Genomic DNA, 14,121 nt, shown 5'->3' with positions numbered 1-14,121 from the left:
CCCTGACGCGAATGCCTTAACGCGGGCACCGGGGCGCCCGCCGGGCACTTATTTCTTCGCAGCACGCTCGAAGGAAGAGACGATTTCGGCTTTCGCCGCGTCCACGCCTTCCCAGCCGTCAACCTTCACCCATTTGCCTTTTTCCAGCGCTTTGTACTGCTCGAAGAAGTGGGTGATCTGGCCGCGCAGCAGCTCAGGCAGGTCGTTCACATCTTTAATGTGATCGTACTCTTTGCTCAGCTTGCTGTGTGGCACTGCAACAACCTTGGCATCTTCGCCTGACTCGTCGGTCATCTTCAGCACGCCCACCGGACGGCAGCGGATCACTGAACCTGGCTGCAGCGGGTACGGGGTTGGCACCAGCACGTCAACCGGGTCCCCATCCAGCGACAGGGTATTGTTGATGTAGCCATAGTTGGCCGGGTAGAACATCGCCGTCGCCATAAAGCGGTCAACGAACAGTGCGCCCGTCTCTTTGTCGACTTCGTATTTGATCGGTGAGGCGTTAGCCGGGATCTCGATAACAACATAGATATCGTCTGGCAGATCTTTGCCAGCTGGCACGTGGTTCAGGCTCATGATGAATTCCTTCAATCGTTGCAGGTTGAGTGGCGGCTATTATAGCCATCTCTCCCTCTGTTGCACTCCCCTTTTATCTGCCTTTCAGACTCTCCTGAGTCAGTCAGCGCCCGTCAGCACAGTGGCTGTGCTGACCACGCGGCAGAGCGCCTCAGGTGACGAGTGGATTTAGCTTAATCATAAAGTATTAATTTTATTTGTTGTTTTACGTGATGATCATTCTACGGTTAATCGCGATATTTAATTCTATTTGCTTATTTTTCCATGTTTTTTATCAATGAAGTCCATGTGATCTGTATGTTAACCTTCAAGAATCATCATAAGTTATAAAGTTAAGTTGGTTTATTGCCGATAACTGCGTCGTTTTTAGTACCAGGAATAACCAGACTCACCAATCGGGAAAATAATCATGCTAAAAAAAATCTCAATCCGCACCGGGCTGTTAGTGTTACTGGCCACCATGACGCTGCTGCTGCTGCTGGTCAGCGTAATGGGCATCACCGCCATTCACAAAGGCAACAAATCACTGGACGCCATTCAGCGCATTCAGGGGGTAGAACTTAACGCGCTCTACATTACCAACGGCACCCTGCTGCGCACGCGCGCTACGGCCGCACAGGCGATACGGGAGCTGGAGATCGGTCGCCACGATCGTTATGCCGCTACGGTCAAACGCACCGCCAGCTATGCGGAAAAGTCGCAGCAAGAGATGCAGAAATTTATTGAGGCCGGGACTGTGACCGCTCACGGTAAAAAGCTGGCGGAGGCCATCGCCGCCAGCTATGCGGTCTATTTTGATACCGGTATCGCCCCGCTGGTCGCCGCACTGCAAAAAGAGGACATCGGTAGCTACTACGCGCTGCTGGAGGGAAACATCTCCGATCTGGCGGTGACATTTGCCAACACGGTGGCCGATTTTGACGTCTACGCAGACGAGGTCAGCGCGCAGCAGCTGGCGCAGGCTGCGCATAACCAGCGGCTGATGACGCTGCTGATCGCGGTAAGCGGCGTGCTGACCCTGCTGCTGGTGGCGCTGTCCTGGTGGCTGCTGCGTGCGCTGCTGCTGCAACCGCTGGATCGGGCGATTGAACACCTGGAATATGTCGCCGACGGCGATCTCACCCAGCCGCTGCCCGCCGGCGGTAAAAACGAACTGGGCCGGTTGAACGCCGCGCTGGCGAGCATGCAGCAGTCGCTGCTGAACTCGGTCAGCCAGGTGCGTGACGCCAGCCTGCAGATTGACGTCGGCAGCCGCGAACTGGCCGCCGGCAACCTCAACCTGTCGCAGCGTACCGAAGAGTCGGCCGCTTCGCTGGAAGAGACCGCCGCCAGCATGGAGCAGCTCACCGCCACCGTGCAGCAGAACGCCGAGAATGCCCGTCAGGCTCACCAGCTGGCGCGTTCGGTCTCTGATACAGCCGACCGCGGCGCGGAAGTAGTGTGCTACGTGATGGAAAAAATGGCCGAGATCACCAACAGCTCGCAGCGCATCGGTGACATTCTCGAAGTGATTGACGGCATTGCCTTCCAGACCAATATCCTGGCGTTGAACGCCTCGGTGGAGGCCGCACGCGCCGGTGAACAGGGGCGGGGCTTTGCGGTGGTCGCCAATGAGGTTCGCACGCTGGCGCAGCGCAGCGCCACCGCAGCCAAAGAGATCCGCACGCTGATCGGTGATTCACAGGCGCGGGTCAACGAAGGCAACAGCATGGCCACCAAAGCCGGCGAGACGATGGATGAGATCTCCAGCGAAGTGATGCGGGTGACCACGCTGATGAAGGAGATCTCCAGCGCCTCCGACGAGCAGCGTAACGGCATTGAGCAGGTCAATCAGGCGGTAACGCAGATGGACGAGGTGGCGCAGCAGAACGCCGCGCTGGTGGAAGAAGCGGCGGCGGCCACCCAGTCGCTGGAAGAGCAGGCGCGTCAGCTGGTAGAGACCATGGCGGTGTTTAAGGTGGCCTGACAGGTCCCGTAGCCCGATAAAGGCGAAGCTGACGTATCGCCTTTATCGGGCGTAATGCATGATGATAGCGATGTCAGGAAGCAGGAGCCCGGCAGCTGGTCGGTTAAGCAGGCAGTAGTGGTTGGTCAGGCAGGAAGATGCCGGGCGACCCGCAGGCCGCCCGTCCGGAATCAGTTGTCCGGGTACTCGCGCAGGAAGCGCTCAAGGTCATTGACCATATCTTCGTTGCCGGTGAAGAACGGGCAGCGTTCGTGCAGCGCGGACGGCTGCAGATCGAGAATACGGTTTTTACCGTCGGTGGCTTTACCGCCCGCCTGCTCGGCGAGGAAGGCCATCGGGTTGCACTCATACAGCAGGCGCAGCTTGCCTTTCGGGTGGCTGGCGGTGCTCGGGTAGAGGTAGATGCCGCCCTTCAGCAGGTTGCGGTGGAAGTCTGCCACCAGCGAGCCGATATAACGGGTGGTATATGGGCGATGGGTAGCCTCATCTTCCGCCTGGCAGTACTTCAGGTATTTCTTCACGCCCTGCGGGAAGCGGATGTAGTTGCCTTCGTTGATCGAATAGGTGTAACCCTTCTCCGGGAAGGTCATCTTCTCGGCGCTCAGGCAGAATACGCCCAGCGACGGATCGTAGGTGAAGGCGTGTACGCCCTTACCGGTGGTGTAAACCAGCATGGTGGATGAGCCGTACACCACGTAACCGGCGGCGACCTGCTGGCTGCCCGGCTGCAGGAAATCGGCTTCCGTGACCGGCGTGCCCACCGGCGTAATGCGGCGGTAGATCGAGAAGATGGTACCAACGGAAACGTTTACGTCGATATTCGAAGAGCCGTCGAGCGGGTCCATCAGCACCACGTACTTGCCGTTTTCCACACCTTCAAACATCACGATCTCATCTTCTTCTTCAGACGCGATGCCGGCAACGATGCCGCGCGCCTTCAGTGCCGCCTTCAGCTTTTCATTAGCGTAGAGGTCCAGCTTCATCTGCTGTTCACCCTGCACGTTCTCTGCGCCGCTGGCGCCGAGAATATCAATCAGGCCGGCTTTGTTGATATCGCGGTGGATGATCTTAGCGCCCAGCTTAATTGCGGAGATTAAAGCGGTCAGTTCACCGGTAGCATGTGGAAAGTCGTGTTGCTTCTCGACGATGAATTCGCCCAACGTTTTCATAACACAATCCCTGAATCTGCGGAGGAGTGGCAGCCTGGTTAACAGAGTGCCTACGTATGTGCACGCAGTTTAGCCGATTGAACGCTAAAGAACATAGGGTAAATCCGTTTCTTCCGCACGATGGCAGCGGTACACTGTGCGGCGAACTTTAAAGGAACGGACTTTTTATGCGTATTCACATCCTCGGTATCTGCGGCACCTTCATGGGCGGTCTGGCGATGCTGGCGCGTGCCCAGGGACATGACGTCACCGGCTCTGATGCCAATGTTTACCCGCCGATGAGCACCCTGCTGGAAAAGCAGGGCATTGATTTAATTCAGGGTTTTGATGTATCCCAGCTCGATCCGGCACCGGACCTGGTGATCATCGGCAACGCGATGACCCGCGGTAATCCCTGCGTGGAAGCGGTGCTGGAACGCAATATTCCGTACCTCTCCGGCCCGCAGTGGCTGCACGATTTTGTGCTGCGTGACCGCTGGGTTATCGCGGTGGCCGGCACCCATGGTAAGACCACTACCGCCGGGATGGCGGCATGGATTTTACAGTCGTGCGGCTATGAACCCGGTTTCATTATCGGTGGCGTGCCGGGCAACTTCGACGTGTCGGCACAGCTGGGCAACAGCCCGTTCTTTGTGATCGAGGCCGATGAGTACGACTGTGCGTTCTTCGACAAACGTTCCAAGTTTGTGCATTACGCGCCGCGTACGCTGATCCTCAATAACCTTGAGTTCGATCACGCCGATATCTTTGACGACCTGCGGGCGATCCAGAAGCAGTTCCATCATCTGGTGCGCATCGTGCCCGGGCAGGGCAAAATCATCCTGCCGGAGAGCGACACGAACCTGAAACAGGTGCTGGCGATGGGCTGCTGGAGCGAGCAGGAGCTGGCAGGTGAACACGGCCAGTGGCAGGCGAAAAAGCTCAACGCAGACGCCTCACGCTGGGAAGTGTGGCTGGCGGGGGAGCGGGTGGCCGAAGTGAACTGGTCGCTGGTGGGTGAACACAACATGCATAACGGGCTGATGGCGATTGCCGCCGCCCGTCACGTTGGCGTGAAGCCGGAAGACGCCGGCCGGGCGCTGGACAGCTTTATCAACGCCCGTCGCCGGCTGGAACTGCGCGGCGAAAGCAAAGGCATCAAGGTCTATGATGACTTTGCCCACCACCCGACCGCCATTCTGGCCACGCTGGCGGCGCTGCGCAGCAAAGTTGGCGGCACCGCGCGTATCCTGGCGGTACTGGAGCCGCGCTCCAATACCATGAAGATGGGCGTGAATAAGGTCGATCTGGCCCCGTCGCTCGGGCGCGCCGACGAAGTGTTCCTGTTCCAGCCGCACCACATTCCATGGCAGGTGTCTGAGGTGGCAGAAGCCTGCGTGCAGCCGGCCCACTGGAGTGCGGATATTGATGCGCTGGTGGAGATGATTGCCAGAAAAGCCCAGCCGGGCGACACCATTCTGGTGATGAGCAACGGCGGCTTTGGCGGTATTCATCAGAAGCTGCTGGACAGGCTGGCGAAGTAGGGGGGAGCGGGCTCAATCCTGCCGGGCTGAGCCACCCACAGCCCGGCAGGAGCAGTGATAAACCGACGCTGAATGGCTATGAAGATAGCGTCAGGCGTACCGGTTTATCACCGCCCGTTGCCGCAAGGGCAGGACTACTGTGCTTCGGCCAGCTCGCGCAGATACTGGAAGATCTGACGGTAGGCTTTCGGCGGCTTGTTGGCCGCTTTCTCTTTCTGCGCGTTGCGGATCATCGCACGCAGCTGCTGGCGGTCGGCGTCCGGGTAGAGGTTCAGCACCTCAGCCACCGCGTCATCACCCTGTTCTACCAGGCGATCGCGCAGCACTTCCAGCTTGTGGAACAGCGACACCTGCTGGTTGTGGCGGTTCTTCAGCTTGTCCAGCGCGGTACGGATCGGCTCAACGTCGCGCGAGCGCAGCATCTTACCGATCAGCTGCATCTGGCGGCGACGGCCCTCTTTTTTGATTTTCTGCGCCAGCTCAATGGCGGTACGCAGATCGTCATCCAGCGGCAGTTTATCCAGGGAGTTGCTTCCCAGATCTACCATCTCTCCGCCGAGGCGTTTCAGCTCTTCGGCATCACGTTTAATTTCACTTTTACTGACCCAGATAATCTCGTCGTCTTCTTGTTCTTCGTTATCGGGTACGTCATCGAGCCAGTCGTCGGGCTGCTTGGTCATGGTTAGGCTCCTGAAAAAGAGGCTAATGCTATCAGGTTACGCCGCTACTGCGAAATTGTTCTCTGAGTCTGTTAGACTCAAATCAATCGTTATCACCCAGTCGCGGTTTGCTCAGCGTTGAAATCGCACTGTTAATTATATGGCAGGCCAATGAAATTACTCTCACAGGTTGCAGAACAGCGTAAGATCCTTGAACAGGCGGTGGCCACCGCGCTGGAGCTGGCGCAGGCCGGCTCTGACGGTGCCGAAGTCGCGGTCAGTAAAACCACCGGCATCAGCGTCAGCACCCGCTACAGCGAAGTGGAAAACGTTGAGTTCAACAGCGATGGCGCGCTGGGCATCACCGTTTATCATCAAAACCGCAAGGGCAGCGCATCGTCCACCGATCTCAGCCCCGAGGCGATCAAACGTACCGTGCAGGCGGCGATCGACATTGCCCGCTACACCTCGGCCGATCCTTACGCCGGCGTGGCGGATCGCGATCTGCTGGCCTTCGACGCACCGGATCTCGATCTGTTCCATCCGACGGAGATCGACGCCGATCGGGCGATCGAACTGGCCGCCCGCGCGGAAGAGGCGTCGCTGAAGGCGGATACGCGCATCACCAACACCGAAGGCGGCAGCTTTAACAGCCACGTCGGCATCAAAGTGTTCGGCAACAGCCACGGGATGCTGCAGAGCTACTGCTCCAGCCGCCACTCGCTCTCCAGCTGCGTGATCGCCGAACATAACGGCGATATGGAGCGTGATTACGCCTACACCATTGGCCGCGCCATTGAAGACCTCAGGTCGCCGGAGTGGGTCGGGGAAGAGTGCGCGCGCCGCACCCTGTCAAGGTTGTCCCCGCGCAAGCTGTCGACCATGAAAGCGCCGGTGCTGTTCGCGGCGGAAGTGGCCACCGGGCTGTTTGGCCATCTGGTCGGCGCGATCAGCGGCGGCAGCGTTTACCGTAAATCGACCTTCCTGCTCGACTCGATGGGCCAGCAGATCCTGCCGGAATGGCTGACCATTGAAGAGCAGCCGCACCTGCTGAAAGGGCTGGCGTCGACGCCGTTCGACAGCGAAGGCGTGCGCACCACGGCGCGTGACATCGTCAAAGACGGCGTGCTGCAGACCTGGCTGATGACCAGCTATTCGGCGCGCAAGCTGGGGCTGCAGACCACCGGCCACGCCGGCGGCATCCACAACTGGCGCATTGCCGGCCAGGGCCACAGCTTTGAACAGCTGCTGAAGCAGCTGGGCACCGGCCTGGTGGTCACCGAGCTGATGGGCTCGGCGATCAGCGGGCTGACCGGCGACTATTCGCGCGGCGCGTCCGGCTTCTGGGTGGAAAATGGTGAAATCCAGTACCCGGTCAGCGAAGTGACCATCGCCGGCAACCTGCGCGATATGTGGCGCAATATGGTGACCATCGGCAGCGATATCGAAACCCGCAGCAATATCCAGTGTGGCTCTGTCCTGCTGCCGGAGATGAAAATCGCCGGTCAGTAGTCTGCCCGTCTGCCATCGCGCGCAGGGCGGCCACTCACTCAGCTGGCCGCCCTGTTCAACGCGGCGATGCGCGCCCTTTATTCGGTAAAACATTATGTCTCTGAAGGTTATCTCGCAAAATCTTGGGCTGTCGATCGCGGCGGTGAGCCGGGCGCTGAACGGCCACAGCGATATCTCGGAAGAGACGCGCAGGCTGATCCAGGCCGAAGCGGCGCGGATTGGCTACCAGCCCAACACCAACGCCCAGCGGCTGAAAAAGGGCAAGAGCGACGCGGTGGGGCTGGTCTATCCTTACGCCTCCTCGCTGAGCAACGACTACTTCTTTGCCATGGTGGGGGCGATCGGCCACCATCTGGCGGCCAGCGGCGTGGATTTACTGCTGATCACCGACGATCGTCACGATCAGGGGCAGTCGTTTATGCGCCTGCTGGACAGCCGGCGGATCGATGCGCTGATCGTCGCCCATACCCTGGAGCATGATCCGCGCCTGACGCTGCTGCAGCAGAAAAACCTGCCGTTTCTGGCGCTCGGACGCAGCCAGCTGCCGCAGCCTTACGCCTGGTTTGACTTCGATAACCAGCAGGGGGCCTGCATGGCCACCGAGCATCTGATCGCCCTTGGGCACCGGCGCATTGCCATGCTCAGCGAAGACCGTGAGCAGGCGTTTATCCTGCAGCGCCGTGCCGGCTACCGTGATGCGCTGCAGCGCCACGGGCTGTCGCCTGACGTCGGGTTCCGCGCGGTGGACGCCACGCGCCGCGCCGGCTACCGCGCCACGCTGGAGCTGCTGGCGCAGCACTCCCCGCCGACGGCGATCCTCACCGACGGCAATATTCAGGGCGAAGGGGCGGTGGCCGCCCTGCGCGAAGCGGGAAGGCTGACCGGGCCGGATGCGATCGCGCTGGTTATCTATGACGGCCTGCCGGACGACTCGCTGAATAATATTGACGCCACCGCCGTGGTGCAGTCGACGCGCGAGGAGATTGGTGCGCAGATTGCACGCATGACCCTGGCGCTGATCGCCGGTGAACCGGCCGGGTCGATCCAGGTGCTGTGGCAGCCGGTGCTGCGCCAGGGGATCACCACCTTTCCCTGCACAGGCTGAGCTTTTCCCCGCCGTTTAACGCCTGAACTCCCCTGTTTCAGCGTGATATACCCTGATTAACGCTTTACGCCAGTAATGGCGTTTTTTTTAACGCAATCACATTTCTTAAACGTTTAAGTTGATCACTTAAACGTTTAAGATCAACTATGGCCTCATCAATGACACAGGGGCCAGATATGAATAACGATATTGTACGACTGCGCAGCGCCACCAGCGATCTGGTGGTGCGCTGCCGACCTTACGCCGAAATAGTCTACTGGGGACCGACGCTGGCATGCTTCTCCGCCGAGGACGTGCAGGCGCTGCAGCGCCCGATTGCCAACGGCAGGCTGGACGTCGACCTGCCGCTGACGCTGGCGATGGAGTACGGGCGCGGCCAGTTTGGCTCCCCCGGCATTGAGGGGCACCGCGAGGGGCTGGACGCCGCACCCATTTTTACCACCAGCGCGGTGGCGCTGACCGGTGACCTGCTGACCGTCACCGCTGAAGACCCGCAGGCCGGGCTGCGCTTAACCAGCGAGCTGCGTCTCGACGCCGACACCGGCGTGCTGCAGGTGCGCCACACGCTGAAAAACCTGCACGCCCTGCCGTGGCAGCTGCACCGCCTGGCCGTAACGCTGCCGGTGCCGGAGCGCGCTGCCGAGGTGATGGCCTTCCACGGCCGCTGGCTCAGGGAGTTCCACACCCACCGCGTTAACCTGGCGCACGGCGGCTTTATCCAGGAGAGCCGCCGCGGGCGCAGCTCCCACGAATACTTCCCGGGCTTTGTGCTGGGCGATACGGGCTTCAGCGAGCAGCGCGGCGAAGTCTGGGGCGTTCACCTCGCCTGGAGCGGCAACCACCGCCTGCGTGCCGACATCAAAACCGATGGCCGCCGCGTGGTGCAGGCGGAAGCGCTCTACCTGCCGGGAGAGATCGTGCTGGAAGAGGGGGCGGAGTTCTCCACGCCGTGGGTCTGTGCCACCCGCTCTGCCAACGGCCTGAACGGTATGAGCCAGGCGTTTCACGCGTGGCTGCGCCAGGCGCGGATCCCCTTTTCCGCCGGTGCCACCCGTCCGGTGCACCTCAATACGTGGGAAGGCATCTACTTCGATCACGATCCGGAATACATCATGCAGATGGCAAGCCGTGCCGCCGCGATCGGCGTCGAGCGCTTTATCATCGACGACGGCTGGTTCCGCGGCCGTGACCACGACCAGGCCGGCCTCGGCGACTGGTATCTCGATGAGAAAAAATATCCGGCGGGGCTGATGCCGGTAATCGACCACGTCCGGCGGCTCGGTATGGCGTTCGGCATCTGGGTTGAGCCGGAGATGATCAACCCGGACTCCGATCTGTTCCGCGCGCATCCCGACTGGGTGCTGCAGCTGCCGGGCTATCAGCAGCCGACCGGCCGCTATCAGTACGTCCTCGACCTCAGCAATCCCGAGGTGTTTGAGTATCTGCTGGAGCGCCTGAGCTGGCTACTGGGCAGCCATCCGATCGCCTACGTGAAGTGGGATATGAACCGTGAGCTGGTGCAGCCGGGCCATCAGGGACGGCTGGCGGCCGATGCGCAGACGAAGCAGTTTTACCGGCTGCTGGATACGCTCAACCAGCGTTTCCCGCAGGTGGAGTTCGAGTCCTGCGCCTCGGGCGGCGGGCGCGTGGACTACGGCGTGCTGGCGCGTACGCCGCGCTTCTGGGTGTCCGACAACAACGACGCGCTGGAGCGGCAGACCATCCAGCGCGGCATGAGCTACTTCTTCCCGCCGGAGGTGATGGGCCAGCATATCGGCCACCGCCGCTGCCACGCCACCCAGCGTCAGCACAGCATCGGCTTCCGCGGGCTGACGGCGCTGTTCGGCCATATGGGCATCGAGCTGGATCCGGTGAAGGCCGATGACGAGGAGCTGGAGGGCTATCGCCACTATATCCAGCTGCATAAAACGCTGCGGCCGCTGCTGCACGGCGGCATCAGCTGGCGGGTGGATATGCCCGACGATTCTGTGCAGGTGAACGGGGTGGTCAGCCAGGACGGTTCGCAGGCGGTGTTTATGCTGGCGCAGCTGCGCATGCTGCGTTACTCGCTGGCCGGCAACCTCTGTTTCCCGGGGCTGCTGCCCGAGGCGCACTACGAGGTGCGCCTGCTGGACGCACCTGAGATTAAAACCGTGCGCGAGGGGGGCGGTGCCATGCGCGACCTGCCCGCCTGGCTGCGCGAACCGCGGGTGGTGTCCGGCGCCTGGCTGATGCAGGCCGGCCTGGCACTACCGGTGATTGCACCGGAAAGTGCGCTGTTGATCGGACTGACTCAGGTCCGGTAGCAGCGCGCAGATGCACCGACGCTGAACGGCCGCTATAGCGGTCGTTCAGAACAGCAGAACTCTTTTCGCGGACAAACCCACATGGCTACGACCTCTTGCTACTACAAAAATAACCGCAACTTCTGGATCTTTGGCGCGTTCTTCTTCCTCTACTTCTTTATCATGGCAACCTGCTTCCCGTTCCTGCCGATCTGGCTGCATGAGGTGATCGGCCTGAACAAGACCGACACCGGCATCGTTTTCTCCAGCCTGTCGCTGTTTGCCATCCTGTTCCAGCCGGTGCTCGGGGTACTCTCCGACAAGCTCGGGGTGCGCAAACATCTGCTGTGGGTGATCACCCTGCTGCTGCTGTTTTTCGCGCCGTTCTTCCTCTACGTCTTTGCCCCCCTGCTGAAGCTCAACATCCTGCTCGGCGCGCTGCTGGGGGGGCTGTATATCGGCTTCTCCTTCAGCGCCGGGGCCGGGGCGATTGAGGCCTACGTGGAAAGAGTCAGCCGCCACAGCGCCTTTGAGTACGGCAAAGCGCGCATGTTTGGCTGCTTCGGCTGGGGGATTTGCGCTTCGACCGCCGGCATCCTGTTCAGCGTGGATCCGGACATCGTGTTCTGGATGGGCTCCGGTGCGGCGATCCTGCTGGCGGTGCTGCTGCTGCTGGCGAAAACGGAGACCCGTCAGTCAAGCACGGTGATCGACGCGCTGGGCGCCAACGCCCCCGCGTTTAACTTTGGCCTGGTGACCGGCCTGTTCAGACAGCGTAAATTCTGGCTGCTGGTGCTGTACGTGGTCGGCGTGGCCTGTATCTATGACGTGTTCGATCAGCAGTTCGCCAACTTCTTTAAATCCTTCTTCAGCTCACCGCAGCAGGGTAACCTGGTGTTCGGCTTCGTCACCACCGGCGGTGAACTGGCTAACGCGCTGATTATGTTCCTGTCGCCGTGGATTATTAACCGCATCGGCGCGAAGAACGCGCTGCTGGTGGCCGGCACCATCATGTCGGTGCGCATCCTCGGGTCCGCGTTCGCCACCACGGTGGCGGAAGTGATTATCCTGAAAATGCTGCACGCCTTTGAGGTGCCGTTCCTGCTGATTGGCGTGTTCAAGTATATCGCCGGCACCTTTGATACGCGGCTGTCGGCCACCATCTACCTGGTGGGCTTCCAGTTCTCCAAGCAGCTGATGTCGATTTTCCTCTCGTCGGCGGCGGGGAACCTGTATGACCGCATCGGCTTCAGTCAGACCTATATGATCCTCGGTCTGATTGCCCTGACCTTCACGGTAATCTCGGCCTTTACCTTGTCCGGCGGCGCACGCGGCAGGGTGGCGCTGGGCAGCACCGCCTGACCGCCGGCTGACGCTGGCGCCCGGGAAGTCTGTGACGGCAGCAGAACTTTTCTCAGCCAGCAACACAATCCCCGTTCGACCCTGCAGTTTTTAGGGATATGATGAAGGCGGCCGCTTAACCGGCCGCCTTTTTTGTTCCCATAACAGTCCCCGGCTGCCGCGGCGTTGCCCGCGCAGGATGAGGGGCGCTAAGGACTGAACTGATGCGTAAATTACTGATTGCAATGTTGAGCTCCACCCTGTTATTTACCAGCGTCGCTGCCCTGGCGCAGGACCTGTCTGCCGATATGGACGTGCTGAAAGGCGCTTCCCGTACCGTGCAGAAAACCGATGATAAAGCGGAGATGGTGCGCGCGCTGACCGATATGCGCGCCGCGGCCACCGATGCCAAAACCCAGACGCCGGACAAGCTGCAGGGGCAGGCGGCGGACAGCGAGCAGGTTAAGCAGTACCACGGCCTGCTTGACCAGCTGATTGGCAGGATCGACGCCAGCCTCAGGCTGGCTAACGCCGGTGACCTGGCGGGTGCGAAGGAGCAGGCCAAAGGCTTCGATGCGATCCGCAACGAAGGCCATAAGCAGTTCCGTTAATCCGCAGAGCACTACGCAGCATCACCCTGTCTCTCCGGGCCCGTTAAGGGCCCGTTTTATTTCTCAGCAAACGCATTACCCACCACTTTTCAGAAAAAGCAGCGGATTCACCACAGGTTCAGCGCTGTCTGCGTATTTTCGGTCCCCGTCCCAGACTCAGCCACCTTCAGCTTCAGGCGCTTCTTCAGCTGACGGCACCAGCCGTGCGCATGGGCGGTTTCGTCGCGTTTTGCGATCCTGCGCCCGCCCGTCTGACGGATTTCCGTTTCAAAGTGGAAAAAGTGGTTCTCAACAGCCGCCGTCCGGCTGCGTACTCTGCGGTAACAGCCACAGCAAGGGGAACACCGTGAGTAATGGAACGCAGCCGGCAGAGGCTATCGCCGGGCAGGATCGGGCCATCCGACAGCTGGCAGAGCGGGTACTGGCGCAAATCAGCCGGCTGTATGCCGCGGCAGGCATTCAACCTGACGCCGTTCAGCTGCAGATGCTGACCTCGCACGTTAAGGCGATGGCGCTGCGCTCGGTGACCGGCGAAGCGCTGCCGGAGGTGGAGGCCGAGCTGTTTGACGAGATCTCTCCCGCCTCAATGGCGCTGGCGCAGCAGGTGGTGGATCTGTTCGGCAACCTGCCGGTGGAAGAGGCCTGGCTGCTGTCGGTACATATCGAAGTCGCCACAGAACATTAATCCTCTGCCTGAGCAACGGCTCAGGCGGACAGTCGGACAAGGGGCAAAATATGTCACAAATTACGGTAGTGATCGGCGATCGTCTGGGTAAAGGGCAGAAAGTGGCCGCCGGCATCGAAAAAGCGGGCGGGCGCGCGGTGGTGGTGCCCGGCGTGGCGGCGGATATGAAGCTGGGCGACGTGATGAAGGCGGAGAATGCCAGCTTCGGCATCTCGTTCTGCGGCAGCGGCGGCGCGGGGGCAATTACCGCGCAGAATAAATATGGCTACAAGGCGAAGCACGGCATGCGCTCGATCGATGAGGGCGTTACCGCCATTAACGAGGGGGCTACGGTGCTCGGCTTCGGCTTTATGGATAAAGAAGAGCTGGGCGAGCGTCTGGTGCAGGCGTGGCTGAAGAAGTACGGCGGATGAAGGAACATTTCACCACCACGGTGAACGTCAGCGGCAAGGGGGCCAGCAGTGATAAAGCCTTTGCCGACGCCCTGAGCCGCGTGCAGCCGCAGCTGCTGCAGTCGAGCGCAAAGGTGCTGTTGCGCATCGAGCCGCTGGACGTGCAGGTGCTGAGCGCGCAGCTGCAGGTGCGCACCGAAAAGTTTCTGTTCTTCTTTCTGCCGCGCGAACGGCGGCATTACCGCGTTGAGCTGGCGGTTGAAGTCAGCGTCACCGCCATCGATACCGCCCAGG

Annotated in this window: 13 protein-coding genes; 10 read left to right on the top strand and 3 right to left on the bottom strand. The window is 60.6% G+C overall.

Going from position 1 to position 14,121, the window contains the following annotated elements; all coding sequences use genetic code 11:
• Window positions 1-48 precede the first annotated feature (48 nt).
• Window positions 49-579: an inorganic diphosphatase gene (gene ppa, locus NV64_RS13540; protein ID WP_056235473.1), complete on the bottom strand. Its 531-nt coding sequence runs from the start codon at window positions 577-579 to the stop codon at window positions 49-51.
• A 409-nt stretch (window positions 580-988) separates the two neighbouring features.
• Between ppa and NV64_RS13535 the strand changes: the two genes are divergently transcribed.
• On the top strand, window positions 989-2,545 hold the full coding sequence (locus NV64_RS13535) for a methyl-accepting chemotaxis protein (protein WP_101506109.1): 1,557 nt from the start codon (window positions 989-991) through the stop codon (window positions 2,543-2,545).
• Between the two features lie 170 nt (window positions 2,546-2,715).
• Here the strand turns inward: NV64_RS13535 and fbp are convergent, their stop codons facing one another.
• Window positions 2,716-3,714 carry a class 1 fructose-bisphosphatase gene (gene fbp / locus NV64_RS13530; protein WP_056235478.1) on the bottom strand — a complete coding sequence of 333 codons (999 nt, stop codon included), beginning with the start codon at window positions 3,712-3,714 and terminating at the stop codon, window positions 2,716-2,718.
• 167 nt (window positions 3,715-3,881) lie between these two features.
• Here fbp and mpl point away from each other — a divergent pair, with 167 nt between their 5' ends.
• Window positions 3,882-5,237 (top strand): UDP-N-acetylmuramate:L-alanyl-gamma-D-glutamyl-meso-diaminopimelate ligase, encoded by a 1,356-nt coding sequence (gene mpl / locus NV64_RS13525; protein WP_056235480.1) that lies wholly within the window; start codon window positions 3,882-3,884, stop codon window positions 5,235-5,237.
• Between the two features lie 134 nt (window positions 5,238-5,371).
• Here the strand turns inward: mpl and yjgA are convergent, their stop codons facing one another.
• Entirely contained in the window at window positions 5,372-5,917 is a 546-nt protein-coding gene (gene yjgA / locus NV64_RS13520) for a ribosome biogenesis factor YjgA (RefSeq protein WP_056235483.1), read from the bottom strand.
• A gap of 150 nt (window positions 5,918-6,067) precedes the next feature.
• On the opposite strand from yjgA, the gene pmbA reads away from it, so the two are divergent.
• From pmbA to NV64_RS13480, 8 genes are all read left to right on the top strand, one after another.
• A complete protein-coding gene (gene pmbA / locus NV64_RS13515) occupies window positions 6,068-7,408 on the top strand; it encodes a metalloprotease PmbA (RefSeq protein WP_101506108.1) in 1,341 nt (446 codons plus the stop codon).
• A 94-nt stretch (window positions 7,409-7,502) separates the two neighbouring features.
• Window positions 7,503-8,513 carry a substrate-binding domain-containing protein gene (locus NV64_RS13510; protein WP_056235490.1) on the top strand — a complete coding sequence of 337 codons (1,011 nt, stop codon included), beginning with the start codon at window positions 7,503-7,505 and terminating at the stop codon, window positions 8,511-8,513.
• Window positions 8,514-8,689: 176 nt separating this feature from the next.
• Complete coding sequence (locus NV64_RS13505) at window positions 8,690-10,819, top strand: alpha-galactosidase (protein WP_101506107.1); 2,130 nt, start codon at window positions 8,690-8,692, stop codon at window positions 10,817-10,819.
• Between the two features lie 81 nt (window positions 10,820-10,900).
• Entirely contained in the window at window positions 10,901-12,160 is a 1,260-nt protein-coding gene (locus NV64_RS13500; protein WP_056235496.1) for an MFS transporter, read from the top strand.
• Between the two features lie 203 nt (window positions 12,161-12,363).
• Entirely contained in the window at window positions 12,364-12,750 is a 387-nt protein-coding gene (cybC, locus tag NV64_RS13495) for a cytochrome b562 (RefSeq protein WP_056235499.1), read from the top strand.
• Between the two features lie 346 nt (window positions 12,751-13,096).
• Complete coding sequence (locus NV64_RS24085) at window positions 13,097-13,435, top strand: glycine dehydrogenase (RefSeq protein ID WP_056235503.1); 339 nt, start codon at window positions 13,097-13,099, stop codon at window positions 13,433-13,435.
• Window positions 13,436-13,485: 50 nt separating this feature from the next.
• Window positions 13,486-13,848 carry an SFCGS family glycine-rich protein gene (locus tag NV64_RS13485; protein ID WP_056235504.1) on the top strand — a complete coding sequence of 121 codons (363 nt, stop codon included), beginning with the start codon at window positions 13,486-13,488 and terminating at the stop codon, window positions 13,846-13,848.
• Window positions 13,845-14,121 (top strand): DUF4312 family protein (locus tag NV64_RS13480; protein ID WP_101506105.1); only part of this gene is annotated, 277 nt, incomplete at its 3' end. The genes NV64_RS13485 and NV64_RS13480, both read left to right, overlap by 4 nt.

The sequence above is a fragment of the Erwinia sp. B116 genome (assembly GCF_002865965.1).
GTDB lineage: Bacteria > Pseudomonadota > Gammaproteobacteria > Enterobacterales > Enterobacteriaceae > Erwinia.
Note: the sequence above shows the minus strand (reverse complement) of the source record. Positions and strands in the feature narration are given on the sequence as shown.